We start from the raw sequence: 22,753 nt of genomic DNA, 5'->3' as shown, positions 1-22,753 counted from the left end.
GGGACTCGCGGCCCCCGGCGGTCAGTAGGACTGGAGCTCGATCAAGTGGCCCTCGGGGTCCCGCAGGTGGGCGCTGCGCAGGTCGGGGCCCCACTCGGGCCGGTCGGTGGCCGGGACGGCGAGGACTCCGCCGTGCTGGAGGCAGAGGGCGAGCGCCTCGTCCACGTCGTCGACCCGGAAGACCAGCATCGTGGTGTCCTGGGTGGGGGTGGCCGGGCGGGCGGGCAGTCCGGTGGTGCCCAGCGTGGCGGACATCGCGGCGCGGTCGTAGAGCGACAGGACGGCCTGCTCGTCGACTTCCCAGTTGGCGTACGGGCCCTCGGGTGCGCCCTTGACCAGGGTGGCGCCGGTGAGGGCGGGGAGGACGGCGCGGTAGAAGCCGAAGGTCTCGGCGAAGCGGGTGACGAGCAGGCGGGGGTAGAGGGCGTCCACGGTCGGGCTCCAGACGGGATCTGAATCAGTGGGTCTCCACCCACTATAGGGATCGCCCCTAGAATCTCGCCATGGCCTCCGAGAACCCCGCCCCGCCCGACGCGCTGCCGCCGACACTGCTGGGCCTCAGCACCTTCCTGCTCGCCCGGATCGGCCGCGCCGCGCGGGCGGAGCTCGCCGGGCAACTGGCCGAACGCGGCCTGCGGCTCTGGGACATGGCTGTGTTGGCAGCCCTCGTCGACTTCGGGCCGCAGGTGCAGCGCGACCTGGTCCGGCGGCTGGGCATCGACCCGAGCGACCTCGCCAAGGTCGCCGACCAGCTCGGCGCGGCCGGGTACGTCGAGCGCAGCCGGGACCAGGCGGACCGCCGGCGGGTCTCGGTGTCGGTCACCGCCGAGGGGCGGGCACTGCTCGCCGAACTGGAGGCGCGGGCGCGGGCGGTGCAGGACGAGGTGCTGGCCCCGCTCGACCCGACGGAGCGCCGGGTGCTGCACGAACTGCTGCTGCGCGTGGAGCACGGGTCGCCGGAGTGGCGCGCCCCCGCGTGATCCGCCGGACGAGCTGGGGCGTTTCTCAGCCGGGCAGCACCCCGGGGCGGCGGGCGCCGGCGAACTCGCCTGCCCAGCGCGGGACGTCGAGCACGTGCTCGACCCGGGCGATCAGGGTGCCGGTCCGCTCGGCGTGGATCATCGCGCCGTCGCCGGTGTAGATGCCGACGTGGTGCAGCGGGGCGTCGGGGCGGGAGAAGAAGAGCAGGTCGCCGGGGGCCAGCGCGTCACGTTCGACCGGGGCGCTGCGGTTGAACTGGGCCACGGTGTAGTGCGCGAGCTCGACGGTGCCCTGGCTGGCGCGGTACCAGCAGTACAGGGACAGCCCGCTGCAGTCGAAGCCGACCGTGCTCTCGCCCAGGCACACGCCGTTCAGGTAGCCGTTCTCCCCGTCGCAGAAGCCGAGGCTCGGGCCCAGCCGGTCGCCGCCGCCCCAGGCGTACGGAAGGCCGAGCTGGGCCTCGGCCACCGTGACGACCCGCCGGCCGAGGGTGGCGGCGGGGTCGGCGGCAACGGGGTCGGTGGGCGTGGGGTCAGTGGGAGTGGGATCGGCGGGAGCGGGGTGGGCGGGAGCGGGGTGGGGGTCGGACGGCGGTGCGGCGTGGGCGGGTTGGGACGCGGCGGCGAGGGCCGGGGTGAGGCCGGCGCCGAGGGCGAGGCCGAGCACGCGGCGGCGTCCGACACCGGAAGCCCGGTCGCGGTCGGGGGGTTGGGACTCCATCGGTCGACTCCTCCTGGCGGGGCGTGGCCGGTCGCGGCCGATGGTGGTCGATCGTGGCGCCGGCGTGGGTCGGCACCAGGATCGGGGCCCGAGGGGGTTGTCCGCCATCACCCGCAACGGTGAATCGTGGGCACACGGGCCTTGGTACGGACGGGATCTCGCCCTAAATCGGTTTGACGTCCGTTCGTGCGAGGCCAACGATGAGCGCGAACGTTCGGTCGCGATCCCCTCGGAGGGCCCCATGAACAGCGCGGTCAAGCTGGTCCGCAACACCCGGCTGACCCAGGCCGTCGACTACGCCTATGCGGCGGTGGTGGACGCCCCGGTCCGCTCGCTCTGGCTCGCCGGGGCCTGCCCGTTGGACGAGGAGGGCCGTACGGTCGCGGTCGGCGACTACGAGGGCCAGGCCCACCAGGTGATGCGCAATCTGATAACCGTGCTGGAGGACGCGGGCGCGGGGCTCACGGACATCGCGCGGACCACCGTGTACGTGGCCTCCGGCGACCAGGCGGACTTGGTGAAGGTGTGGAACGTGTACCGGGAGTACCTGGGGGAGCATGACGCCCCCAGCACGCTGCTCGGCGTCTCGGTGCTCGGCTACACGGACCAACTGGTGGAGGTGGAGGCGGTGGCCGTGCTGCCATGACGGACCCGGGCGCTCAGGAGGCGGCGGCGAGCAGGGCGTCCAGCTTCCGGTAGCCCTCGGTCACGCCGCGCTCCATTCCGCTGGCCAGGATCGCGTCCCGGGCCACCAGGCTGTCGACCACCGACAGGACGGTGACCCGGGTGCGGCCCTCGCCGAGGGGCTCGAAGACGGCGGTGTCCAGCGAGACGCCGTCCGGCACGCCCTCGAAGGTGAAGGTCTGAACGAGTCGGGTGGCCGGCCGGACTTCATGGAAGGAACCGTAGAAGGCGGCGACCTCCTGGCCCTCGCGGTGCATGGAGTAGCGGTAGTGACCGCCGGTGCGGGCCTCCCACTCGTCGATCTTGAGGTCGAGGTCCTCGGGGCCGAGCCACTGCGCGACCAGCCCGGGTTCGATCCAGGCCCGGAAGACCCGCTCCTGCGGGGCGTCGAACTCGCGGACGATCCGGATGGTGGGCAGTGCGGGGTCCGCCTCGATGCGGGTCTCGCGGCCGGTGGTGGAGGTCATGACGGGTCTCCTTCGGTGGGTGCGGTGGGTGCGGTGGGTGCGGTGGGTGCGGTGAGGCGGTCGGTGCGGGAGTGGGCGCCGGTGTCCGGGGTCGGATCCGGGGCTGGGGCCGGGGCCGGGGCGGCGTCGTCGGTGGCGGCGGTGTCGCCCATGGCTGCGAGGACGGCGTCCAGGCGGCCGAAGCGGGCCTCGGCCCGGCGGCGGTAGCGCTCGATCCAGCTCGTCATCAAGTCGAACACCTGCGGCTCCAGGTGGCACGGCCGCCGCTGGGCGTCCCGACTGCGGCTGACCAGTCCGGCCTCCTCCAGGACCTTGAGGTGCTTGGAGACGGCCTGCATGGACATCGCGTAGGACTCCGCCAACTCGCCGACGGTCGCGTCCCGGACCGAAAGCCGGGCGACGATGTCGCGCCGGGTCGGATCGGCCAGGGCGACGAACGCCCGAGAGAGCTGGTCGACGGCCACGGTGGCACCTCTGTTCTTCCTCAACCGATTGGTTGAGGACAACGCTACTCCGGCCTGCCTGCGTGTTCAACCGATTGGTTGCGGAAGTCGTGGAGTGGAGTTCCGGCGGGTGTGTTCCGCGGAGGGAGCAGAAGAAACCGTTCATTCGGTTTCTCGGCGGCTGTGGGGGCGGCAGTCGTTCCTCCGGGCCGACCTCCCAGCGGTGTGGCCCCTGATCGCCAAGTCGGGAGTGGCGGACCGTTGACGGCAACTGTCGGGTCAGGCGGGGGAAGAGAGGGTGGGTCGGCTGCTTCGTCGGCATCGCCTTGTCGCCCGAAGGGTGCCCTTAGCTAAGATACGGGGTGTTTGGTTTTGTTTTCCGGAGCTCAGGGCGGGGTGGTTGCGGTGGTACGGCAGGAACGGGCGCTCCGGACGCGTCGGCTGATCCTGGAGGCCGCGGCGTCGGTCTTCGACGAGTTCGGCTACGAGGGCGCGACCATCGGGGAGGTGGTCGCCCGGGCGGGCGTGACGCGCGGTGCGGTGTACTTCCATTTCGCCTCGAAGCGGGACCTCGCGCAGGGAGTCGTCGAGGAGCAGTTCGTCCAGGACGGCGTGCCGGAACGGAGCTGCAAACTCCAGGAGTTCGTGGACACCGGGATGGTGGTGGCGCACCTGATGCCGCGCGATCCGCTGCTCAGCGCCGGCGCCCGGCTCTCGCTCGGCCAGGACGTGCTCGACGACTTCGGTGGCGGTGCGATCCCCGGCTGGATCAGCCGGATGGAGGCGCTGCTGGTCGCCGCCGGCGAACGGGGCGAACTGCTGCCGCACGTCGTCCCGGCCGACACCGCCTGGCTGATCACCGCTGCCTGGACGGGTGTTCAGATCCAGTCGCAGAAGCTGTCCGGCCGGGCCGACCTGGAACTGCGGGTGTCCGGGCTGTTCCAGCACCTGATGCCGAGCGTCGCGGTGCCCGGGGTGCTCGGCTCGTTGCAGATGGGGCCGGACCGCGGGGGGCAGGTGGTCGCCGAGGTCGCGGCGGCCCGGGCGGCGGAGTGCGCTGCTGACGGGTCGTCGGCGGAGGTCGGAGTGCGGGCGGCAGCGGGGCTGTAAGAAACAGCGCGTGCGGTTTTTTATGGACAGACCGTATGTCCTGTTTTTCGCTGATGACGGTTGACCCGGAGGTGTCGACCCGGACCCCAGATCTCCGGGCCGAGCGTTCCTGTCAGTGGCCATGCCTACGGTTCCTCCTATACGTGTTCAACAGCCGTCGCATACGAAGGGCACTCCGATGAGCCAGGCACAAGACGTTCGGGAGGCGTGGGCCCGGGTGACCACATGGCTCGAGCGGAACGACCCCGGGGTCTTCGCCACCCTCGGCGGTCCGGGGAGCCAGGAGGCCATCGACCGGGCCGAAGCGCGCATGGGGCTGGAGCTGCCGGCGCCGGTACGGCAATGGCTCCTGGTGAACGACGTGGATGTCGACGAGCGCCCCGAGTTCCCGGGTTCCCTGGTGCGGCGGGGGTGCGAGGTGCCCGTTCCCGGTGGAACCCTCCTGCTCGGCCTGGAGGACATCCAGCGGGTCTATCTCAGGCAGCTCGCCATGGAGCGGATGGAACCGTCCGAAGACCCCGACCACCCGCTCTGGCGCCAGGAGTGGCTGCCGATCGCCGCCGATCGCGACGGCCTCTACGGGACGTTCCTGGACACGGCCAACGGGACGATCGGAACATGGGCAGACGCGGATCTGCCGGAGGAAGGGGTGCTGGCCTCGCTGTCCGCGCTCTTCCACCGGGCGGCGGACCTGCTGGAAGGAGTCAGCACCGGGGACTGGAGTGGCCCCGGTGCTCCCGCCCGGCCCCTCAGGCGCGACGAACCCCACCCGGAGGGTGAGGCGATACGCCGATGGGCCCACGCCCACGGCATCACCGTGAACGACCGCGGACGGATCCCCTCGCACATCCGCGACGCCTACAAGGAACATGACCAGCCGTAGCCGGTACGACGCCGGTCCGCGCCCGCCCACCCGGGCCGCTCGGCCGATCGGGTAGCCGTGCCCGGGCCCGCCCGCGCCGGACCGGGTCGAATGTCAGTGCGCCTCGCCATGATGGCGGTATGAAGGACGCAGCCACCACGGCCACCCCCGCCATCCCCGCCTCCGCGCAGGCCTACGCCGACGCCGTCGCCACCGCCGTCCGGGCCGCCGCGGCGTACTACGGTGACGGCTCCACCCCGCTCGGGGACGACGAGTACGACGCCCTGGTCCGGGGGATCGAGGCCTACGAGCGGGAGCACCCCGAGCAGGTGCTGCCCGAGTCGCCCACCGGCAAGGTGGCCGGCGGCGCGGTCGTCGGCGACGTCCCGCACAGCACGCCGATGCTCTCGCTCGACAACGTCTTCTCCGCCGAGGAGCTGGAGTCCTGGGCCGCCGGGCTGGAGCGCCGGCTCGGCAGACCGGTCGCGGCCTGGTGCGTCGAGCCCAAGCTGGACGGCCTCGCCGTGGCCGCCCGCTACCGGGCCGGTCGGCTGCACCAGGTGCTCACCCGGGGCGACGGCCTGGCCGGGGAGGACATCACCCACGCCGCCGACGCCGTGCTCGGCCTGCCCGCCCGGCTCAGCGAGCCGCTCGACCTGGAACTGCGCGGCGAGGTGCTGCTCACCCACGAACAGTTCGAACAGGCCAACGCCCAGCGCACCGCCCACGGCGCCATCCCCTTCGCCCACCCGCGCAGCGGCGCCGCCGGCACCCTGCGGGCCAAGGACCGCCCGTACCGGGTCGAGCTCACCTTCTTCGGCTACGACGCCCACGGCCTGCCCGGCCTCGACCACGTCGCGCTGCTCGCCCGCCTCGCCGAGCTCGGCGCCAACACCGCCGCCACGACCGCGGCCGCTCCCCTCCGCTGCGCCACGCTCGCCGAGGCCGAGCAGCGGATCGAGGAGATCGCCGCGCTGCGTGCCGCGCTGCCCTTCGGCATCGACGGCGTCGTGGTCAAGGCGGACGCGGTCGCCGACCAGGAGGAGGCCGGCTCCGGCTCCCGCGCGCCGCGCTGGGCGGTCGCCCGTAAGCTCCAGGCCCAGCACAAGGTCACCCGGCTGCTCGCCGTGGAGTGGAACGTCGGCCGCACCGGGATCATCGCGCCCCGCGCGGTGCTCGAGCCGGTGGTGATCGACGGCGTCACCGTCACCTACGCGACCCTGCACAACCCCGCCGACATCGAGCGGCGCGGGCTGATGCTCGGCGACCAGGTGTTCGTCTACCGCGCCGGTGACGTCATCCCGCGGGTCGAGGCTCCGCTGGTGGACGAGCGCACCGGCGCCGAGCAGCCGATCGCCTTCCCCGAGGTCTGCCCGCGCTGCGGCGACGCCATCGACCGCTCGGAGCAGCGCTGGCGCTGCGTGCGCGGCCGCGGCTGCCAGGCCGTCGCCTCGGTGATCTACGCGGCCGGGCGCGACCAGCTCGACATCGAGGGCCTCGGTGGCACCCGGGCCGTCCAGCTGGTCGAATCCGGGCTGGTCGCCGACCTCGCCGACCTCTTCACCCTGACCAAGGAACAACTGCTCACGCTGGAGCGGATGGGCGACACCAGTGCGGACAAGCTGCTCGCCGCCATCGAGACCGCCCGCACCCGTCCGCTGAACCGGGTGTTCTGCGCCCTCGGCATCCGGGGCACCGGGCGGACGATGTCGCGCCGGATCGCCGCGCACTTCGGCAGCATGGCCGCGATCCGGGCCGCCGACGCGGAGGCGCTGGCGGGCGTGGACGGTATCGGGGTCGAGAAGGCGGCCGTGATCGTCGCCGAACTCGCCGACGTGGCAGTGCTGTTGGACCGACTGGCGGAGCAGGGGGTGGGGACGGCGGTCACCGAGCCGCTGGTCGCGGTCGCGGCCGCAGCCGCTCCCGGCACTGGGGCCGAGGGCGGGGCGGGCGAAGGCGCTGCGGGCGAGGGCGCGGCGGTGGCCGGTCCGTTGGCCGGGCAGAGCGTCGTGGTGACCGGGAGCATGACCGGCGTCCTGGCCGAGCTCTCTCGCAACGCGATGAACGAGCTGATCGAGCGGGCGGGCGGCAAGGCCTCCTCGTCGGTGTCCAAGCGCACCACCCTGTTGGTCGCGGGCGAGAAGGCGGGCTCCAAGCGGGCCAAGGCGGAGGAGCTCGGGGTGCCGGTCACCACCCCGGAGGAGTTCGCCGTCCTGGTCGCCGACTTCCTCGGCTGACCGGGAGCCTGGCCGCACCGCCGCTCGCGCGGCTCAGTGGCCGGTCGGCGGGCCCGGTCGGTGCGGTAGGGTGGCCGACGCTGTACACGACGAACACGACCGCGAGCCAGGGAGGTGAGACCCATTACCGGTATGTCCGAGCGGGTGCTCCCGGAGCGCGACCGTGCGGGCGCATCGCGCGCGTAGCGCGGGCGCACCGACGCGGCGTCGGCCCTGGCGGGAGCCCTGACGGAGTCCTCCGTTCTCCTCCCATCCTGCCCTAGGGGTCCCTTTGTCGGTCTTCTCCTCCGCCGCTCTCCGTTCCTCCGTCGTCTCCCGACTGCGCGCCGCCGGCTGCGTGTTCGCCGAGGACGAGGCCCGGATCCTGCTCACCGCTGCCGCCTCACCCGCCGAACTGGCCGCCATGGTCCGGGCCCGTGCCCAGGGCCGACCGCTCGAACACGTCGTTGGCTGGGCCGAGTTCGCGGGTCTGCGGATCGCCGTCGACCCCGGCGTGTTCGTCCCGCGCCGACGCAGCGAGTTCCTGGTCGCCGAGGCTGCCCGACTCGCCGGCCCCGGCGCCGTGGTGGTCGACCTGTGCTGCGGCAGCGGTGCCCTCGGCGCCGCCGTGGCGGCACAGGTCGACCACCCGGTCGAGCTGTACGCCGCCGACCTCGACCCCGCCGCCGTCCGCTGCGCCCGGCGCAACCTGGCCGGGACGGGCGCGCGAGTCTATGAGGGCGACCTCTTCGCGCCCCTGCCCGAGGCGCTGCGCGGGCGGGTGGAGGTGCTGATCGCCAACGTCCCGTACGTACCGACCGCAGACGTCGAGCTGTTGCCGCCCGAGGCGCGACTGCACGAGGCCCGGCCAGCGCTGGACGGCGGTGCGGACGGACTGGACGTGCTGCGCCGGGTGGCCGTGGCGGCGCCCGGGTGGCTGGCGGTGGGCGGGGCGCTGCTGTTCGAGACCAGCGAGCGGCAGGCGGCCGGTGCGCTGGAGGTGGCCCGGGCGGCGGGGCTGGCGGCGCAGGTGAGCCGCGAGGAGGAGCTGGACGCCACGGTCGTCACGGCGACCCGGGACTGACCCGTCGTCCGTGGGTGGTCGTCCGCTTGCGGTCAACGGCCCGGCCACCGTTCCCCCGTGACGGTGGCCGGGCCGGGCCGGCGATTGGTCGGTCGGTCGGTTGCCGGTCGCCCGGTCAGATCCGGGCGCCGTACACGTGGTCGACCGGGATCGTGAGCAGCACCCGCCTGTCGGCGACCATGACCTCGCGGTAGTCCGCCCAGTCGGGGTGTTCGCCGGCCGCCCGGCGGTAGTAGTCGACCAGGGCCTCGACCTCGGGACCGTCGGGGTCGAGGCCCGGTCCGGTGAGGGTGGCGGTGCCCTCGGCGGTGGCCCAGGAGCGTCCGTCCGGCGCGGTCACCTCCAGGCTGACCCGCGGGTCCCGGCGCAGGTTCGCGGTCTTCGCGAGCCCCTCCCGGGTGGAGATCAGGATGACGTTCGCCTCGCGGTCGTAGTACGGCAGCACCGGCGAGAGCTGGGGCCGGCCGTCGGCCTTGATGGTGGCGAGGATGCCGAGGCGGCTCTGTGCGAGGAGGTCGTAGGGGTCGTACGGGTGGCGGGTGGTGGCGGTCATGGCAGCATCATCGGGCTTCACACCGGTGTGAAGGTCAAGCCCGGCAGGCGTGTTGTGCCGCTGGCGCCTGGTTGGCCCCGAAAGATGAGGATCTGCGGAATCGCCGGTCGCCGCCGCCGTACCGGGGCTAGGGTCATGAGCCGACGCTGCGTGACGATCCGTCACCGAGTGCTGATCCGAACCGAGGGAGCACGTGCGATGGCTGCCGACTACCGGCCCAGGGAAGTGCTGGAGTTCTCCGACGACCTGCACCACCAGGACGTCACCCCGTTGCAGGCCTTCCTGTCCGCCCGTCTCGGCGAGGTGGTCGAGGCCCAGCCCGAGGGCAGCACCGCCCGCTTCGCGGCCGAGCGCCTCGCCTACGTCACCCTCCACGACTGCATCCACCTCGGCGACCTCCTCGTCGCCTGGCGCGAGGTGGTGCTCGCGGACCGGATGGATGTGCCCGGGGAGACCCAACGGCTGCGCCAGGACGTGATGTTGTGGTGGGAACGGCTGTGCGGGACGGCCGACGGTTTCCGCGACCACCCCGACCACAACCCCCGGTGGCGGGCGCTGCGGTTCCTGAACCTCGCCCATGCCGAGCTGATGGCCGGCCTGACGGACCTGTCGCGGGGCGGGTACGGGGACGGGGCGCATCCGTGAGTGCCTGAACGCCGGAGCCACCCGAGCCGCCGGAGCCGCCGGAACGCCGGAACCGCCCGAACTCCGGCCGGCGTACGGGCGCTGGCCGGGGTCGGGATGCTCAGGCGTCGGCCACACCGTTCGAGCCGGCCGCGATGACCACGGCCGTCGCGGTGGAGAGCGCGGCGGCCGTCCGTCGCACGTCCGCCTCCGTGGTGCGCCAGTTGCTGAACGCCGCGCGCAGGGCGGGCAGGCCGGCGTAGCGGGTCGGGGTGAGGAAGGCCTCCGCGGAGAGCTCGGCGGCGAGGGCGGCGAGGCGCTCCGGGGTGGGGTCCTCGGCGAGGGTGAAGCAGACGACGTTGAGGCGGACCGGCGCGAGCAGTCGCAGGCCGTCGATGGCCTCGACCGCCGCGCCGAGCGCACGGGCCCCGGCGACGTTGCGCTCCACGATCTCGCGGTGGCCGGCCCGACCGTAGGCGCGCAGGGTGAACCAGGCTGCCAGGGCGCGCAGGCGGTGCGAGTTCTCCGGGGTCAGATGCACCAGGTCGGGGTGGTCGCCGACCGGGCCGAGGTAGGCGGCGGCGTTCTGGAAGACCCGGGCCTGGAGGTCGCGGCGGCGGGTGAACTGCACGGCGCTGTCGTACGGCACGTTGAGCCACTTGTGCAGGTCCACGCAGACCGAGTCGGCGAGGTCGAGCCCGGCGACCAGCTCGGCGTGCTGGGGGGAGAGTGCGGCGAAGGCGCCGAAGGCGGCGTCCACGTGCAGCCAGAACCCGTACCGCTCGCGGAGGGCGGCGATCGCCTGCAGGTCGTCGAAGTCGACGGTGTTCACGGTGCCCGCGTTGGCGACCACGACGCACGGGCCGTCGGCCTCGGCGAGGGCCCGCTCCAGGGCGACCACGTCCACGGCCTCCCGGCCGGCCAGGGTGGGGACGGTGGTCAGCGCGGTGCGGCCGAGTCCCAGGACGGACAGCGCCTTGGCCACGCTGGAGTGCGCGCTGCCCGACAGCACCCGGACCCGGCCCAGCGCGGCGACCCCGTCCTCGGCCACGTCGACCCCGAGGCGTTCGCCCAGCCACTCGCGGGCGATCGCCAGGCCGACGGTGTTGGACTGGGTGGCGCCGCTGACGAAGGTGCCGCTGTGCGCGGGGGAGAGCCCGAACAGCTCGCGCAGCCAGCCGACGGTCTCCCGCTCCAGGTCCTGACCGGCCGGGTCGAGCGAGGAGTTGGAGTTCTGGTCGGCGGTGGCGGTCAGCCAGTCGCCCACCAGCGCGGCCGGGGTTGCCCCGCCCGTCACGAACCCGAAGTAGCGCGGCCCGGCGCCGGCCGACAGCCGTGGTTCCCAGCGCTCGCCGAACTCGGCCAGGGCCGCCCGCAGTCCGTCGGCGTCCTCGCGCAGCGGCATCGACGGCGTCGGTCGGCCGGCCTCCTTCGGGATGACCGGCCGGTCGTCGAGCCCGCCGAGGAAGTCGACGGCCCGCTGCCGGGCCTCCTCCAGCAGGGCGGGCAACTGGTCGAGGTCGGCGGCGAGTTCGCGGTGCATGGGTTCTCCGTTGATCGGTGGCCAGGCCGACGCTAGCGGAGGACGGAGCGGGCGTCGCGGGCCAATTCACTGCCGGTGGCCCTGGCGGTCGCGGTGTGGAACTGCCGGGCCGGTCGTGGGGCGGAACTACCCGGGCGGTCGCGGGGCAACCCGGGGCGGCTGAAAGCCCAGCGGAGCGGCACTGAATGCGGTCGGGTGCGTCACCGGGTCTCGGCGGGGGGAAACTCCGCTTCAAGTACCTTGAAGAAGGCGGCGAGCGGGTTGACCCAGTCGCCGTTCACGTTGCAGACGACCAGGTGCTTGCCGTCGCGGGTGCCCATCACGTACGTCCAGGAGCCGTTGAGTGCGCCGCCGCCGCCGAAGACGGTGACGCCGTTGGGCAGGGTCTGCTCGAAGGTGCCCATGCCGTACCGGGTGTTGGGGATCCAGCCCGACCCTTCGGTCGAGACGGTGGCCCACATCTCGGCCTGCAGGGCGGGCGAGAAGAGTTCCCCGCCGAGCAGGGCGCCGAAGAAGCGGCCGAGGTCGCCGGTGGTGGAGACGATGCCGCCGGCGGCCCAGCCCAGCGACGTGTCCCATTCGGTCACGTCGTACACCTTGGCGTCGGGGTCGCCGACCGGCAGCTTCGTGTACATCCGGGGGTGCGGCCCGCTGATGGTCGTCTCGGTGCCGGGGAGGTAGGTGCCCGTCAAGCCGAGCGGGTGGAGGATCAGCCGGGAGAGTTCCTCGGCGAAGCTGCGGCCGCTGGCCCGCTCGATGATCAGGCCGAGGAGCATGTAGTTGGCGTTGGAGTATCGGAAGGCGGTGCCCGGCGCGAAGTAGGGCGGGTACTTCATGGCGAGCTGGATGAGCTGTTCGGGGGTCCACTTGTCGAAGCGGTGGGTGAGGTACCCGGTGGTGATGTAGCGGTTCATCATGTCCGGGTCGTCGAAGGCGTAGTTGACGAGGCCGCTGGTCTGGTGCAGCAGGTGCCTCACGGTGATGGCGCTGCCGTCGTTTCCGTTTCCCTGGACCAGGCCGGGCAGCCACTGTTCCACGGTGTCGTCCAGGCGCAGCCGGTGTTCGTCCACGAGCTTGAAGGCCACGGTGGCGGTGAACGCCTTGGTGAGGCTGCCGATGTAGAACTGCTCGCCCCGGGTGCGTGCGCGCCCGGTCTCGATGTCGGCCACCCCGGCGGTGCCGAACCAGCTTCGGTCGCCGTCGCGGACCTCGGCAACGATGCCGGGCAGGCCCTCGGCGACGGCCTGCTCAAGAGCGTCCTGGATCTTGTTCATGACGTCGTTCCTCTCGGTTTGCGGGGCGGTGTCGGCCGCGCCGCGATCGGGTTTCGGTACGCGTCAAAAGCTATGGTGCGTTCGATATTCGGTCAATCAAAACATCGATCAGATTCCACATTTGTGCAGGTGGAGAGCGTGCAATTGGTGCAATGGTCTTGATGTCGAATGCACCGAGCCCTCTCGCTTGTTGCAATGAGATGGGGATGAACGCACACTGATCGGCGACGTGACCGAGAGGGACCGAGACGGGGAGAACGCCGATGCCAGGAGGCAGGCTCAGCCACCAGGAACGCCGGACCATCGCGGAGGGACTGGCCGAAGGGCTCGCCTACGGCGAGATCGCCAGAGGCCTGGACCGGCCGACCTCGACCGTCACCAGGGAGATCAACCGCAACGGCGGACCCGCCGGCTACCGGGCGGACCAGGCACACCGGGCCACCGAGCGGCGCGCCCGCCGCCGCAGAACCGCCCCGGCACAGACGCCGCCGGTCGAAACCGACGCCCACGGACGCGACCAGGAGACGGTGCACGACTTCGAGGAACAGTTCACCGCACTGCTCGTCCAGACGGGACTGCCGAAGACGGCGGCCAGAGTGCTGGGTTGCCTGTACGCCGCTGACACCGGCAGCCGCACCGCGGCAGAACTGGTACAGCGTCTCCAGGTCAGCCCTGCAACGATCTCCCTGGCCGTGCACTACCTGGAGGAGCAGGAACTCATCCGGCGCGAACGCGACCCAGGAAAGCGCCACCAGCGCTACGTCATCGACGACGACGTCTGGTTCCGGGCCATGCTCGCCAGCGCCAACGCCAACGCGCTGCTCGCCGAGGCCGCCCACCAGGGCGCCCGGACACTCGGCGCCACCACACCCGCCGGTATGAGACTCGCCGAGATGGGCCGGTTCCTCACCCATGTCGGCCAGGACCTGGTCACATCGGCCGAGCACTGGCGAGAGGCGTTCTCGGCCGGGCCGGCCTCTGGAGCCGCAGACCATCTGCGGTGAGCAGCCCCACCGCCTGGCCTGGGCACCCCGAGTTCCGCATGGTCAACTGACCTACGGTGAAGGTGAGTTGCGGGTCAGGGGCGGAGCCGGGGCCGGGGTTGGTGAGGGCGGGCCCGCAGGGGCGGTTCACCGCGACAAACCAGTGGTGCTCGCACCGGGCCGGAGGCATGCTGGGCGGGCACGTCGACGAACGGGGAACGGACATGGGCGGGCCGGCGGCCGGGTTGTGGCTGACGGAGCGGCGCAGCGCCGTCGAGGCGGTGCCCTGGCTGGCCGAGTTCTGCGAGATCCGTGCGGAGGGGGACGACTCGGTCGAGTTCGCCCTCCGGGACCCAGCGGTGCTCGGACTCCCCGGCCTCGACGTCTCCTCGCTCTGCCCCTTCCAGCTCGGCCCGGAACCCCTGGACGACGACGAGTACTTCGGATTCCCTGGGCTCGACCACCCGCCGGTGACCGCGCTGTACGTGGTCGCCTACTGCTCGGGGCGGGAGAACCACCTGGCCCTCGGGTACCTGGTGCGGTTCCTGGCCGAACGCTTCGACGCGTTGATCGACTTCAACGGCCTGCTCGGCTACTGCCGGCCCTTCACCGGGCTCTCCGCCGAGGAGGAGGAGGCGGCCGGCCTGGCCGAGGCCCGCGCCTTCGTGTCCACGCTGCCGGGCCGGATCTGGCAGCTGCCGTACGCGACCTCCGACGGCGGCCGCTGGCACGGCCATATCGGCGACGTCGAGTTCCTGACCGCCTGGCTCGCGCACCCCGAGTTCCGCATGGTCAAGTGACCACTGGCCGGGCCCAGTTGACGGCCACGGGGCAAACCGTGGTGCCGGGCGCTACCGGCGGGGCAGTTCGGCCTGGCGGACGGGGCGGGAGGTGAGGGCGTGGAGTGCGCCCAGGGAGGAGAGGGTGCCGCAGGCGAGGAAGACCGGGGCTGCGCCCCAGGTGCCGATGGCGGCGCCGACCAGGGGGTAGCTGAGCGGGGCGAGGCCGACCATGGTGAGCATGACGACGGAGGTGACCCGGCCGAGGTAGGCGGGGTCGGCGGTGGTCTGGACGAGGGCACCGTCCAGGGTGCCGAAGACGCCCGCGTTCAGGCCGACCAGCGCGGCGAGCACCGCGGCGGACCACAGGGTGGGGGCCAGGCCCATGGCGGCTGCTCCGATGCTGCCCAGCAGCAGGGTGACGGCCATGGTGAGCCCGGCGCGGGGCAGTCGGCCGACGACGGCGAGCAGGGTGGCGCCGACGGTGGCGCCCGCGCCGAAGCAGGCGACGATCAGGCCGTAGCCGGACGGGCCCCAGCCGCGTTCGGCGTTGAGGAGGACCATGCCGACGTTCAGGGTGCCGGTCAGGCCGAGCTCGCAGACGGCCCCGACGAGGACCAGCGGGCCGAGCAGGCGGTGGCGGCGGATGTAGCGCAGCCCGTCGGCGAGGTCCGCGCGGGCGGAGGTGCGGTCGGTCGAGCTGGTGGGGGTGGTGTCGCCCGGGGACGGGTCGAGGGGGCGGATGCGGACCGAGAGCAGGAGGGGCAGTGAGAGGGCGAACAGGGTGCCCGCGACGGTGAAGGCGGTCGCCGGGCCGCCGAGGCCCATGGCCAGGCCGCCGATCGGCGGGCCGGCGATCTGGCCCAGGCGCATCGCGAGCGAACGCAGTCCGGTGACCCGGGCCAGCTGGTCCGGGCCGGTGATCCGGGGCGGCAGGGCGCCGACGGCGGGTACGAACAGGGCGTCCACGGCGCCGAACACCAGCGCCACCGCGACCAGCAGCCAGAGGGCGGGCGTGGTCAGGGCGATGGCGGCCGCGACCGAGAGGATGAGCAGGCAGCGCAGGGCGTCGCTGCCGAGAATCACCCGGCGGGGATCGAACCGGTCGGCGACCACTCCGCCGCCGAGCATCAGCACCGCCCGGGGCAGCGCCCCCGCGGCCATCACCAGGCCGACCTCGGCGGGCCCGGCGGCCCGTTGGGCGGACCAGCCGAGGGCGAGGAAGTAGACGCTGTCGCCCACCAGGGAGGCGGTGTAGGCGGTGAGCCAGCGCAGGACGTTGGGGTCCCGGTGGGCGGGCGCGTTGCCGGGGGCGGCGGCGGGGCGTATCGGAGGGGTCGTCTCCAGCGTGGCCATGGCGGGGCTCCGAGGGGTCGGGGCGGGCGTGGGTGGCGGTGTCAGGGGCGGAACGGGAAGCCGTACACGTGGACGGACACGTGTTCGCGCCCCTCGGTGGCGCCGGCCGCGCGTGCGGCCTTGCCGCGCTCCCGCCAGCGCCGGTTGAGCTCCTGCAACTCGCCGCCCAGCTCGGCGAGTTCGGCGGCCGTGAGGTCGAGCAGCCACTCGGCGGTGAACGCGGCGTCCGTCCACTCCGAGCCCCAGGCGGAGCTCTGGTCCAGGTAGTTGCGGTACTGGGCGGCCCGGCTGTCGACCAGGCTGCGGCTGACGGCGCCGACGGCGGCCGCGCCCTCGGGGGTGCCGGAGAGGTCCGACTCGCGGAAGCTCCAGCCCTCCTCGGAGGAGACCTGCCACCAGCGCTCGCGCCCGTCGCCGCTCTGCGTGGCCGCCTCGGTGACGAAGCCGTGCTCGGCGAGTTTGCGCAGGTGGTAGCTGACCAGGGATGGCGCCTGGTCGACCTGTTCGCCGAGCTGGGAGGCGGTGGCGGTGCCGGCGAGGTAGAGCAGGCGGTAGAGCTGCATGCGCAGTGGGTTGGTGAACGCCTTGAGGCGGGAGAGGTCGGTGATCCACTCGGACGGGGGTTGCTGCTGTGGCTTCTGAGGGTGCTGTGGCTGCTGGGGTTCGGTCGGCTCGGGCATGCCTTCACCGTAGATCCGAAAGGAATGTTGCGCAATGAAAACTGCGCAACGAATATTTCCGATCTTTCCGGAGCGGAGCCTTCTAGGATCTTGGTCATGGCGACGAGACTCGTGCAGATCAACATGAAGGCCCGGGACGATGCGGCGCTCGGCCGGTTCTGGGCGGAGGCGCTCGGCTGGGGCATCGACCACGAGGCGCCCGGGGTGACCAACCTCGAACCCGTGGGCTTCGCCTATCCCGACCCGGCGGCGGTCTGCATCGACCTGGTCGTCAGCGAGGAGCCCAAGACTGTGAAGAACCGGGTCCACCTCGACCTGGCCACCACCTCGGCCGCCCACCAGGCGGAGCTGGTGGCGCGCCTGACGGACCTCGGCGCCACGCTCGCCGACGTGGGGCAGGGTGACGTCCCCTGGACGGTCATGGCCGACCCTGAGGGTAACGAGTTCTGCGTCCTGGAACCCCGTGAGGTGTACCGGGACACCGGGCCGATCGCCGCGGTGGTGGTCGACTGCGCCGACCCGCGAGGAATGGCCGGGTTCTGGGGTGAGGCGATGGACTGGACGGTGCACGAGGTCACCGACGGTTTCGCGTCGATGCGCTCCGCCCGGGGCGTCGGCCCCTACCTGGAGTTCATCCGGACGTCCGATGCCAAGAGCGGGTGGAACCGCGTCCACCTCGACGTCAGCCCCTACCGCGGTGACGACCCGGCGGCGGAGGAGGCCCGGCTGCGCGCCCTGGGCGCCACCGACCCCGGGATCGACCAGTCCGCGATCTCCTGGACGATCCTGGTCGACCCGGAAGGCAACGAGTTCTGCCTGCTCAGTCCGCGCTGAGACGGGGCGGGGGAGCCGGTCCTGCTCGGGTCGGCGACCGGTGCGGCGTCGCCGGATGACGGGGCCGGGCGGTGGATGGTTCACTCGCGATTGGGTTGACGCGAACATGCCGTGCGTCGTTGTCGGGCCCGGATCCGCAGTGCCAGGATCGGCGCACTGTCCGTACGAACCAATGGGAGAACCCATGAGGATGCGTACCGCTCTGCCCGTCGGCCTGCTCACCGCGGTCGGCCTGTTCGCCGGCGTCAACACCGCCACGGCGGCGGGCGGCGGCTACCCCGGCTTCCAGTGCTTCAAGACCGCCGACCGCGACGTGTACTGCAGCGACGCCAAGGTCAAGAACCACGCCACGGGCGCCGCCTGGATCGCGTCCTGCCCGGCCGAGGTCGTCGCGCACATCAGCGGCAAGCCGTACATCGCGGCCTCGCGCCCCGCCTCGGCGCACAGCTGTTGATCGTCCGAGGCTGCTGACGGGCCCGCCCGGCGGACATCCGCCGGGCGGGTTCGGTGGTTCCCGGGTTCGGTGGTTCCCGTGGTCGCCGGGGTCCGGGCCCCCGGGTCAGCGGGTGAGGGTCGGGACGGCGCCGCACTCGACGTGCTCGACCCGGACGCCGGACAGCCCGCGGGACCAGGCCGCGGCCACCGCGGCGAGCTCGGCGCGGGGGAGCGGTGCGGGGCCGAGGCCGATCGGGAAGTGGGTGCGGCCGTCGCGGCTCCGGTAGGGCTGGGGCCAGGCGTGGAGCCGGGTGGCGCCGGCCTCCTCCAGGGCGGTGAGGAGGCTGCGGAGGCGGCCGCGCGCGGGGCCGGCGGACTCCTCGTCGGCGGACACCACGGCCCAGGCGGCGTGGCGACGGTGCAGCGGGGGCGGGGTGAGCAGGGCGGGCCAGGGGTCGGGATCGCTGGTGGTGAGCTCCCAGGCGCGGTAGAGCTCCTCGGTGAGCTGGTCCCGGGTGTCCGGTCCGACCTGGGTGGTGCAGCTGCGGACGGGGGCGGAGGGGGTGAGGACGGTCAGCGGGCCCAGCGGGCCCAGCAGACCCCGGGCCGGTTCGGAGCCGGACTTCCCGGTGGTGGCTTCCGCGGCGGCGGACTCCCCGGTGAGGGCGACGGGTTGGCGCCAGTCCCAGGAGGCCCAGGTTTCGGTGAAGCGCTGGAACAGGTCGTCCTCGGGAGTGTCCGGCAGGTCGAGGACGGTCCGCGCGGCGAGCACCGACCAGGCCAGCGAAGGCAGTTGACCGAACGGCGCGCCGTCCAGGCCGCGAGCCCGTGCCCAGGACTTGACCTGCCGCGCCAGCCGGACGAACCGCGGCCGTTGCCCGCCGAGCGCGGAGAGGATCGCCTCGGCGTCGGTGACCGCGCTCAGCGCGACGGCCGCCGCCTCGCCCAGCTCGGCGCGCCGGGCGACCGCCTCGGCGGGGTCGAGGGTGCCGGTGAACACCACGACGAGGTCGACGGTCAGCCTGTCCGCCTCCAGTCGCAGCCCCGGCACCCGGGCGCCGCGCACCTCGCGGAGCCGACGGGCCTGCGGCAGGGCGGCCGCCACCTGGGCCATCACCCGGGCCAGCACTCCGGGCAGGTCGGCCGGGCCGGGCAGCGCCGCCACCAGGTCCAGGTCGCCGCCGTCCAGCTGACAGCCGAGCCGCCGCGAGCCGACCTGGTGGACCACCCCCTCGGGCAGCGCGGCGGCCAGTCGGCGGGTCAACTCGTCCGCGACGGCGGTGCGTTGCGGGGACTCGGGGTGGAGCGACACCGTCGGCTCCGCCGGCAGCACCCGTACCTCGCCCGTCCCCAGCGAGACCACCGCGCGCGGGCGCATCGGCTCCTCTCCCCGGCGGGACAGCACGACCAGCTCGCCCACCCGGGCGTCCGTCCCGCGCAACCGGGCTGCGCAGTCGGCGGCCACCCGCTGGGGGTCGTCGCTGCGCCCGAGGCTCAGGTGCGGGGTGTAACCCTCGGCGCGGCCCCGGCAGCGGGGGAAGCGGCGTTGCAGGGCGTGCCGCAGCGCTGCCCAGGGTTCGGCCGCAGTGGCGGCCGGGTCCAGCCAGATCGTCGCGTCCTCGCGGTGGCCGAAGGTGTGCACGCCCTCCAGCCGGGCGGCGAACGGGGCCACCTCGGCGGCGGCCGCGCCGAGCAGCGGCAGCGCGCGGTCGAACTCGGACTCCGGTACGAAGCCGAACAGCAGGTTGACGTGCGGGGGCCAGCGGCGCAGCTGCGGGTCGTACGCGGCGCGCAGCTCCTGGATGGGTGGCCACAGCTCCTCGGGTGGCAGCCAGGCGACGGCCGTCCGGACGGTGGGCGCGGCGTCGAGGGAGTCCGGGGAGGCGGCACCGCCGGGGGAGTCCGGGGAGGCGGCACCGTCGAGGGCGAGGTCGACGGCCACGCCGTAGTGGTCGGAGGGGTGGAGACCGTCGGCGGTGGGCCGGTCGCCGAGCAGGGTGGCGGCGGTGGCGCGGGCCCGGTCGGCGCGGTACAGGACGCGGTCGATCCGGCCCGGGTGGCCGGTGAGGGAGGAGACGGCGGCGAGCGGGTTGACCGTCGGGTCGAAGGTGGGGGTGTCGTCGCCCGGGCCGTGCACCTGGGCCCAGGCGTCCCGGAGGCCGAGTGCGGCGGCCGGGCCGGCCGGGCCGGAGCGGGCGTCGTTGAAGTCGCCGAGCAGCAGCAGTTCGCCCTCGACACCGGCCAGGCCCTCGGCCAGCCGGGCGAGTTCGGCCTGGCGGCGGGCGGGGCCGTCCGTCGAGTGGTCACTGCTGAGGTGGACGGCGGCGACGGTCAGCGGCGCGTCGGCGGTGCGGACGGTGACGGCCGTGACGGCCTTGTGCGAGCCCAGCGCGTGCCGGCCGGCCTCCAGGACGGGGAGACGGCTGAGCACCAGCAGGCCGTACTCGGGCACGTCGCGACCGGACGGATCGGAGCCGAGGACGTAGCGCTCGCGGACCCAGGGCTCGGCCAGCAGCTGGACGACCAGGGCGGGCTCGACCTCCTGGAGCGCGATGACGTCGGCGTCGGTGGCGGCCAGTTCGGCGAGCAGCAGCGGTCGGCGGCGGGCGGTGGCGATCCGGTCAGCGTCGTAGCGGTCCCACAGGGTGTTCCAGGTGACCACGCGCAGGGTGCGGGTGGTGGAGGTGATGCCGGCGGTGGAGGTGGTGGCGGTGGTGGCGGTGCCGGCTCCGCCCGGGGTGCCCGCTGCGGTGTGGTGGGGCTGCCAGCCGCCGTCCGGCCGCCAGGCGTACGGGGTGGTGGCGGTGAAGAAGGGCGCGGGCAGGTGGCGCGGTTCGGCGCGGTGGCCGGCCTCGGTGGTGTCGAGGACGTCCACGCCGGTGGCGCGGTCCCACACCACGACGCCGTCGGCCTCGACCTGGTGCACCCGGTGCCAGGGGATCTCGCCAGAGGCCAGGAAGGCCTCCAGCGGGACGCGCTCGGTGCGGTCGTCGCGCTGGCGCACGCCCAGGGTGAACCGGGCCGGGTCGAAGCGGGAGTCCCAGCGGATCCGCTGGCAGACCTGTTCGATGGGGCGCATCAGTCCTCCTCGGAGTCGAGCGTGCCCGCCGTGTCCTCCACGGTGCCACCGGGACCTAGGTACCACGTGCGGTGCGCCTGCCCGGGGTAGGGCGGGTTGAAGCGGTGCAGTTGGGCGGAGAGCACCTCGGGCGGCACCGGGTGCGGGCGTACGGCGTTGCGGCGCAGCAGCTCCTGCTCGCCGACCAGCAGCACCACCTGGGTGAGCAGGGCGTCGCGGCGCCGGGCGGTGCCGTGGACGTGGGAGCGCTGCTCGCGGTTGAGCGAGGTGGCATCCCAGACCACGGTGGCGGCCCGGTCGGCCAGGGCGGAGTCCAACCGTGCCAGCGCGGTGCGCAGCACCTCGGGGTTGTTGCGCTGGTCGGCCCGCGAGCTGCGGGCGGCGCGCAGGTCGTCCAGGCTGATCCGGGCCGAGACGCCGGGCAGGGCGGCCGCGAAGGTGCTCTTTCCGCTGCCGGACGGGCCGCTCAGGTGGACCAGCCGGGGGAAGCGGCCGTCGCGCCAGCGCCAGGTGGCGGCCACCGCCTCCTCGACGGTGCTGATCCGGCCGAGCGCGTAGGCCTCGCGGGCCTGCGCCCAGCAGCGGTCGGCGGCGTCGCGGCCGCCCGGGCCGTCGGGACCATCGGCGGCGAGGTCGGCGAGGGCCTCGCGCAGGCCGGTGCGCAGCCAGGCCAGCGGGTCGGGGTCGAGCAGTCCGGCGTCCTCGGCGTGCAGGGCCGACCAGGCGACCTGCTCGCGCTCGGCGGGCCCGGGGGCGGCGGCCGCGGCCACCGCGTGCAGCACGCCGAGGTCGGCGGCGCTCGCGAGTCGGACCAGCCCGGCGCGGCGTTCGGCGTCCGGATACGGCTGTTGGAGGCCGGGGTGCAGCCCGACCAGGTCGGCGACCCGGCGGGCCAGGCGCAGGCCGAGGCGGTCGGCGAGCCGGGGCGCGAGCGACTCCCGGCGGGCGGAGCGCAGCGCGGTGGCCAGCACGCCGGCCAGTCGGGCGTCGCCGGTGCGGCCGAGCTCGTCGAGGCGGACGGAGACGTCGGCCAGCTCCTCCGACCGGTGGTCGGGGCCGGGCGGGGTGCCGGGGGCGGCCGGGGCTCCGGGTGCGGGCGCAGCGGTGAGTTCGGGCGCAGCGTTGAGGTTGGGCAGGTCCAAGGCCTCGGCCAGCAGCGGGAGTTCGGGCAGTCGGCCGGACCGGATGTCCCAGAACGGGGCGTCGGGGCCGAGGCCGTTCTCCACCACGGCGGCGTGCATCCAGTGGGTGTCGGTCCGTACGTGCTGCGGTCGGACCCACTTGGCGACCCGCGCGCCGAACTCGCCCCGGGGGAAGCCCCGGACGGTCCGGACCACGTAGCCCTCCTGGCGGTCGAGGTCCAGCCGCAGGGTGCGTAGGGCCCGTTCGTCGAAGCGGCCGCGCCAGAGCACCCGGGGGGTGGGGATGCCGAGGCGGCGCAGGAAGCGCACGGTGGCGTCCCAGTCGAGGCACTCGTCCCGGTCCGTCCAGACCGAGAAGCCGTAGAACCAGCTGTCCAGGTCGGTGTACGGGATGGAGTGCCGGGCGAACAGGTTCTCGCCGCAGATCCGCCAGCCGTCCGGGATGCGGGCGCCGACCCGGTTCTGCAGGCCCTTGACCCAGGCACGGGAGGGGTGGTGGGCGGAGTCCAGCGAGCGGGCGTGCAGGCCGTCGGGGTAGAGGGTGGTGTTCTCGCCGTCCAGCTTCTCGGTGACCACGATCTCCGCCCCGGCCAGGCCGGAGAGGTCCCCGGTCCGTACGTCGTCCGCCGCAGCCCCCGGTGACCAGGGGAGATGCGGCGTCCGGGGGTAGTGCACACGCATGCTGGGCTCCCTGAACGTCCTTGATCCGGCGGCAACTGTAGGAGCCGCCGGGACGGGCGGGCCACCGATTAACACCACTGGTGGGGGCTCTGACGGGGCTGCCGCTGGGGGGGGGGGGGGGGGGGGGGGGGGGGGGGGGGGGGGGGGGGGTGGGTCGGGGGTGGTTGGGGGGTCGGCGATTTGTTTCCCCCCTCAGGGGGGCGTCCAGTCGGCAGACTTCCCC

Annotated in this window: 22 protein-coding genes; 11 read left to right on the top strand and 11 right to left on the bottom strand. The window is 73.5% G+C overall.

What is annotated here, in order from left to right; translation table 11 throughout:
* Window positions 1-21: 21 nt before the first annotated feature.
* Entirely contained in the window at window positions 22-432 is a 411-nt protein-coding gene (locus tag ACZ4W5_RS18055) for a VOC family protein (protein WP_465655423.1), read from the bottom strand.
* Between the two features lie 71 nt (window positions 433-503).
* On the opposite strand from ACZ4W5_RS18055, the gene ACZ4W5_RS18050 reads away from it, so the two are divergent.
* Complete coding sequence (locus ACZ4W5_RS18050; protein ID WP_465655421.1) at window positions 504-980, top strand: MarR family winged helix-turn-helix transcriptional regulator; 477 nt, start codon at window positions 504-506, stop codon at window positions 978-980.
* 25 nt (window positions 981-1,005) lie between these two features.
* On the opposite strand, the gene ACZ4W5_RS18045 is transcribed toward ACZ4W5_RS18050, so the two are convergent.
* The gene (locus ACZ4W5_RS18045; RefSeq protein ID WP_360232617.1) at window positions 1,006-1,701 is read right to left on the bottom strand and encodes a C40 family peptidase; all 696 of its coding nucleotides are present in this window, start codon (window positions 1,699-1,701) and stop codon (window positions 1,006-1,008) included.
* A 241-nt stretch (window positions 1,702-1,942) separates the two neighbouring features.
* On the opposite strand from ACZ4W5_RS18045, the gene ACZ4W5_RS18040 reads away from it, so the two are divergent.
* A complete protein-coding gene (locus ACZ4W5_RS18040; protein WP_465655419.1) occupies window positions 1,943-2,347 on the top strand; it encodes a RidA family protein in 405 nt (134 codons plus the stop codon).
* A gap of 13 nt (window positions 2,348-2,360) precedes the next feature.
* On the opposite strand, the gene ACZ4W5_RS18035 is transcribed toward ACZ4W5_RS18040, so the two are convergent.
* Window positions 2,361-2,852: an SRPBCC family protein gene (locus tag ACZ4W5_RS18035; protein WP_465655417.1), complete on the bottom strand. Its 492-nt coding sequence runs from the start codon at window positions 2,850-2,852 to the stop codon at window positions 2,361-2,363.
* Window positions 2,849-3,316 (bottom strand): ArsR/SmtB family transcription factor, encoded by a 468-nt coding sequence (locus ACZ4W5_RS18030; RefSeq protein ID WP_465655415.1) that lies wholly within the window; start codon window positions 3,314-3,316, stop codon window positions 2,849-2,851. The genes ACZ4W5_RS18035 and ACZ4W5_RS18030 overlap by 4 nt, the downstream gene beginning before the upstream one ends.
* A gap of 384 nt (window positions 3,317-3,700) precedes the next feature.
* Between ACZ4W5_RS18030 and ACZ4W5_RS18025 the strand changes: the two genes are divergently transcribed.
* From ACZ4W5_RS18025 to ACZ4W5_RS18010, 4 genes are all read left to right on the top strand, one after another.
* Entirely contained in the window at window positions 3,701-4,405 is a 705-nt protein-coding gene (locus ACZ4W5_RS18025; protein ID WP_465655414.1) for a ScbR family autoregulator-binding transcription factor, read from the top strand.
* Between the two features lie 178 nt (window positions 4,406-4,583).
* The gene (locus ACZ4W5_RS18020) at window positions 4,584-5,288 is read left to right on the top strand and encodes an Lsr2 family DNA-binding protein (RefSeq protein WP_465655412.1); all 705 of its coding nucleotides are present in this window, start codon (window positions 4,584-4,586) and stop codon (window positions 5,286-5,288) included.
* Window positions 5,289-5,407: 119 nt separating this feature from the next.
* Entirely contained in the window at window positions 5,408-7,504 is a 2,097-nt protein-coding gene (ligA, locus tag ACZ4W5_RS18015) for an NAD-dependent DNA ligase LigA (RefSeq protein ID WP_465655411.1), read from the top strand.
* 271 nt (window positions 7,505-7,775) lie between these two features.
* Window positions 7,776-8,567: a putative protein N(5)-glutamine methyltransferase gene (locus tag ACZ4W5_RS18010; RefSeq protein WP_465655409.1), complete on the top strand. Its 792-nt coding sequence runs from the start codon at window positions 7,776-7,778 to the stop codon at window positions 8,565-8,567.
* A 115-nt stretch (window positions 8,568-8,682) separates the two neighbouring features.
* On the opposite strand, the gene ACZ4W5_RS18005 is transcribed toward ACZ4W5_RS18010, so the two are convergent.
* Window positions 8,683-9,120 (bottom strand): PPOX class F420-dependent oxidoreductase, encoded by a 438-nt coding sequence (locus ACZ4W5_RS18005; protein ID WP_360232594.1) that lies wholly within the window; start codon window positions 9,118-9,120, stop codon window positions 8,683-8,685.
* Between the two features lie 198 nt (window positions 9,121-9,318).
* Between ACZ4W5_RS18005 and ACZ4W5_RS18000 the strand changes: the two genes are divergently transcribed.
* Entirely contained in the window at window positions 9,319-9,765 is a 447-nt protein-coding gene (locus tag ACZ4W5_RS18000) for a hypothetical protein (RefSeq protein WP_360232591.1), read from the top strand.
* A 100-nt stretch (window positions 9,766-9,865) separates the two neighbouring features.
* On the opposite strand, the gene ACZ4W5_RS17995 is transcribed toward ACZ4W5_RS18000, so the two are convergent.
* Window positions 9,866-11,287 carry a pyridoxal phosphate-dependent decarboxylase family protein gene (locus ACZ4W5_RS17995; RefSeq protein WP_360232588.1) on the bottom strand — a complete coding sequence of 474 codons (1,422 nt, stop codon included), beginning with the start codon at window positions 11,285-11,287 and terminating at the stop codon, window positions 9,866-9,868.
* A gap of 200 nt (window positions 11,288-11,487) precedes the next feature.
* Window positions 11,488-12,561, bottom strand: a complete 1,074-nt coding sequence (locus tag ACZ4W5_RS17990; protein WP_465655406.1) for a serine hydrolase domain-containing protein — start codon at window positions 12,559-12,561, stop codon at window positions 11,488-11,490.
* Window positions 12,562-12,824: 263 nt separating this feature from the next.
* Here ACZ4W5_RS17990 and ACZ4W5_RS17985 point away from each other — a divergent pair, with 263 nt between their 5' ends.
* Window positions 12,825-13,565: a GbsR/MarR family transcriptional regulator gene (locus tag ACZ4W5_RS17985; RefSeq protein ID WP_465655404.1), complete on the top strand. Its 741-nt coding sequence runs from the start codon at window positions 12,825-12,827 to the stop codon at window positions 13,563-13,565.
* A 167-nt stretch (window positions 13,566-13,732) separates the two neighbouring features.
* Window positions 13,733-14,344, top strand: a complete 612-nt coding sequence (locus tag ACZ4W5_RS17980; protein ID WP_465655402.1) for a DUF6368 family protein — start codon at window positions 13,733-13,735, stop codon at window positions 14,342-14,344.
* A 51-nt stretch (window positions 14,345-14,395) separates the two neighbouring features.
* On the opposite strand, the gene ACZ4W5_RS17975 is transcribed toward ACZ4W5_RS17980, so the two are convergent.
* Both ACZ4W5_RS17975 and ACZ4W5_RS17970 read right to left on the bottom strand, forming a co-directional pair.
* Entirely contained in the window at window positions 14,396-15,679 is a 1,284-nt protein-coding gene (locus ACZ4W5_RS17975) for an MFS transporter (protein WP_465655400.1), read from the bottom strand.
* A 41-nt stretch (window positions 15,680-15,720) separates the two neighbouring features.
* The gene (locus ACZ4W5_RS17970) at window positions 15,721-16,359 is read right to left on the bottom strand and encodes a helix-turn-helix domain-containing protein (protein ID WP_465655398.1); all 639 of its coding nucleotides are present in this window, start codon (window positions 16,357-16,359) and stop codon (window positions 15,721-15,723) included.
* Between the two features lie 96 nt (window positions 16,360-16,455).
* Between ACZ4W5_RS17970 and ACZ4W5_RS17965 the strand changes: the two genes are divergently transcribed.
* The gene (locus ACZ4W5_RS17965; RefSeq protein WP_360232570.1) at window positions 16,456-17,193 is read left to right on the top strand and encodes a VOC family protein; all 738 of its coding nucleotides are present in this window, start codon (window positions 16,456-16,458) and stop codon (window positions 17,191-17,193) included.
* Window positions 17,194-17,377: 184 nt separating this feature from the next.
* Window positions 17,378-17,647, top strand: a complete 270-nt coding sequence (locus tag ACZ4W5_RS17960; protein ID WP_465655396.1) for a hypothetical protein — start codon at window positions 17,378-17,380, stop codon at window positions 17,645-17,647.
* Between the two features lie 105 nt (window positions 17,648-17,752).
* Here the strand turns inward: ACZ4W5_RS17960 and ACZ4W5_RS17955 are convergent, their stop codons facing one another.
* Both ACZ4W5_RS17955 and ACZ4W5_RS17950 read right to left on the bottom strand, forming a co-directional pair.
* The gene (locus tag ACZ4W5_RS17955) at window positions 17,753-20,707 is read right to left on the bottom strand and encodes a poly(A) polymerase (protein ID WP_465655394.1); all 2,955 of its coding nucleotides are present in this window, start codon (window positions 20,705-20,707) and stop codon (window positions 17,753-17,755) included.
* A complete protein-coding gene (locus ACZ4W5_RS17950; protein ID WP_465655392.1) occupies window positions 20,707-22,530 on the bottom strand; it encodes an RNA ligase family protein in 1,824 nt (607 codons plus the stop codon). Before ACZ4W5_RS17950 ends, ACZ4W5_RS17955 begins: the two co-directional genes overlap by 1 nt.
* Between the last annotated feature and the right edge of the window lie 223 nt (window positions 22,531-22,753).

This window comes from Kitasatospora sp. NPDC029367 (assembly GCF_055569135.1).
The sequence above is the reverse complement of the archived record's forward strand: the minus strand, read 5'-3'. Positions and strand labels throughout refer to the sequence as shown.

Bases quoted from the DNA above. Each gene is read 5' to 3' on its own strand.
- ACZ4W5_RS17950 (WP_465655392.1), bottom strand. From the start codon at position 22,530: ATGCGTGTGCACTACCCCCGGACGCCGCATCTCCCCTGGTCACCGGGG.
- ACZ4W5_RS17960 (WP_465655396.1), top strand. From the start codon at position 17,378: ATGAGGATGCGTACCGCTCTGCCCGTCGGCCTGCTCACCGCGGTCGGC.
- ACZ4W5_RS17955 (WP_465655394.1), bottom strand. From the start codon at position 20,707: ATGCGCCCCATCGAACAGGTCTGCCAGCGGATCCGCTGGGACTCCCGC.
- ACZ4W5_RS18040 (WP_465655419.1), top strand. From the start codon at position 1,943: ATGAACAGCGCGGTCAAGCTGGTCCGCAACACCCGGCTGACCCAGGCC.
- ACZ4W5_RS18020 (WP_465655412.1), top strand. From the start codon at position 4,584: ATGAGCCAGGCACAAGACGTTCGGGAGGCGTGGGCCCGGGTGACCACA.
- ACZ4W5_RS17970 (WP_465655398.1), bottom strand. From the start codon at position 16,359: ATGCCCGAGCCGACCGAACCCCAGCAGCCACAGCACCCTCAGAAGCCA.
- ACZ4W5_RS17990 (WP_465655406.1), bottom strand. From the start codon at position 12,561: ATGAACAAGATCCAGGACGCTCTTGAGCAGGCCGTCGCCGAGGGCCTG.
- ACZ4W5_RS18005 (WP_360232594.1), bottom strand. From the start codon at position 9,120: ATGACCGCCACCACCCGCCACCCGTACGACCCCTACGACCTCCTCGCA.
- ACZ4W5_RS18050 (WP_465655421.1), top strand. From the start codon at position 504: ATGGCCTCCGAGAACCCCGCCCCGCCCGACGCGCTGCCGCCGACACTG.
- ACZ4W5_RS17980 (WP_465655402.1), top strand. From the start codon at position 13,733: ATGCTGGGCGGGCACGTCGACGAACGGGGAACGGACATGGGCGGGCCG.
- ACZ4W5_RS18045 (WP_360232617.1), bottom strand. From the start codon at position 1,701: ATGGAGTCCCAACCCCCCGACCGCGACCGGGCTTCCGGTGTCGGACGC.
- ACZ4W5_RS18035 (WP_465655417.1), bottom strand. From the start codon at position 2,852: ATGACCTCCACCACCGGCCGCGAGACCCGCATCGAGGCGGACCCCGCA.
- ACZ4W5_RS17995 (WP_360232588.1), bottom strand. From the start codon at position 11,287: ATGCACCGCGAACTCGCCGCCGACCTCGACCAGTTGCCCGCCCTGCTG.
- ACZ4W5_RS17985 (WP_465655404.1), top strand. From the start codon at position 12,825: ATGCCAGGAGGCAGGCTCAGCCACCAGGAACGCCGGACCATCGCGGAG.
- ACZ4W5_RS17965 (WP_360232570.1), top strand. From the start codon at position 16,456: ATGGCGACGAGACTCGTGCAGATCAACATGAAGGCCCGGGACGATGCG.
- ACZ4W5_RS18000 (WP_360232591.1), top strand. From the start codon at position 9,319: ATGGCTGCCGACTACCGGCCCAGGGAAGTGCTGGAGTTCTCCGACGAC.
- ligA (WP_465655411.1), top strand. From the start codon at position 5,408: ATGAAGGACGCAGCCACCACGGCCACCCCCGCCATCCCCGCCTCCGCG.
- ACZ4W5_RS17975 (WP_465655400.1), bottom strand. From the start codon at position 15,679: ATGGCCACGCTGGAGACGACCCCTCCGATACGCCCCGCCGCCGCCCCC.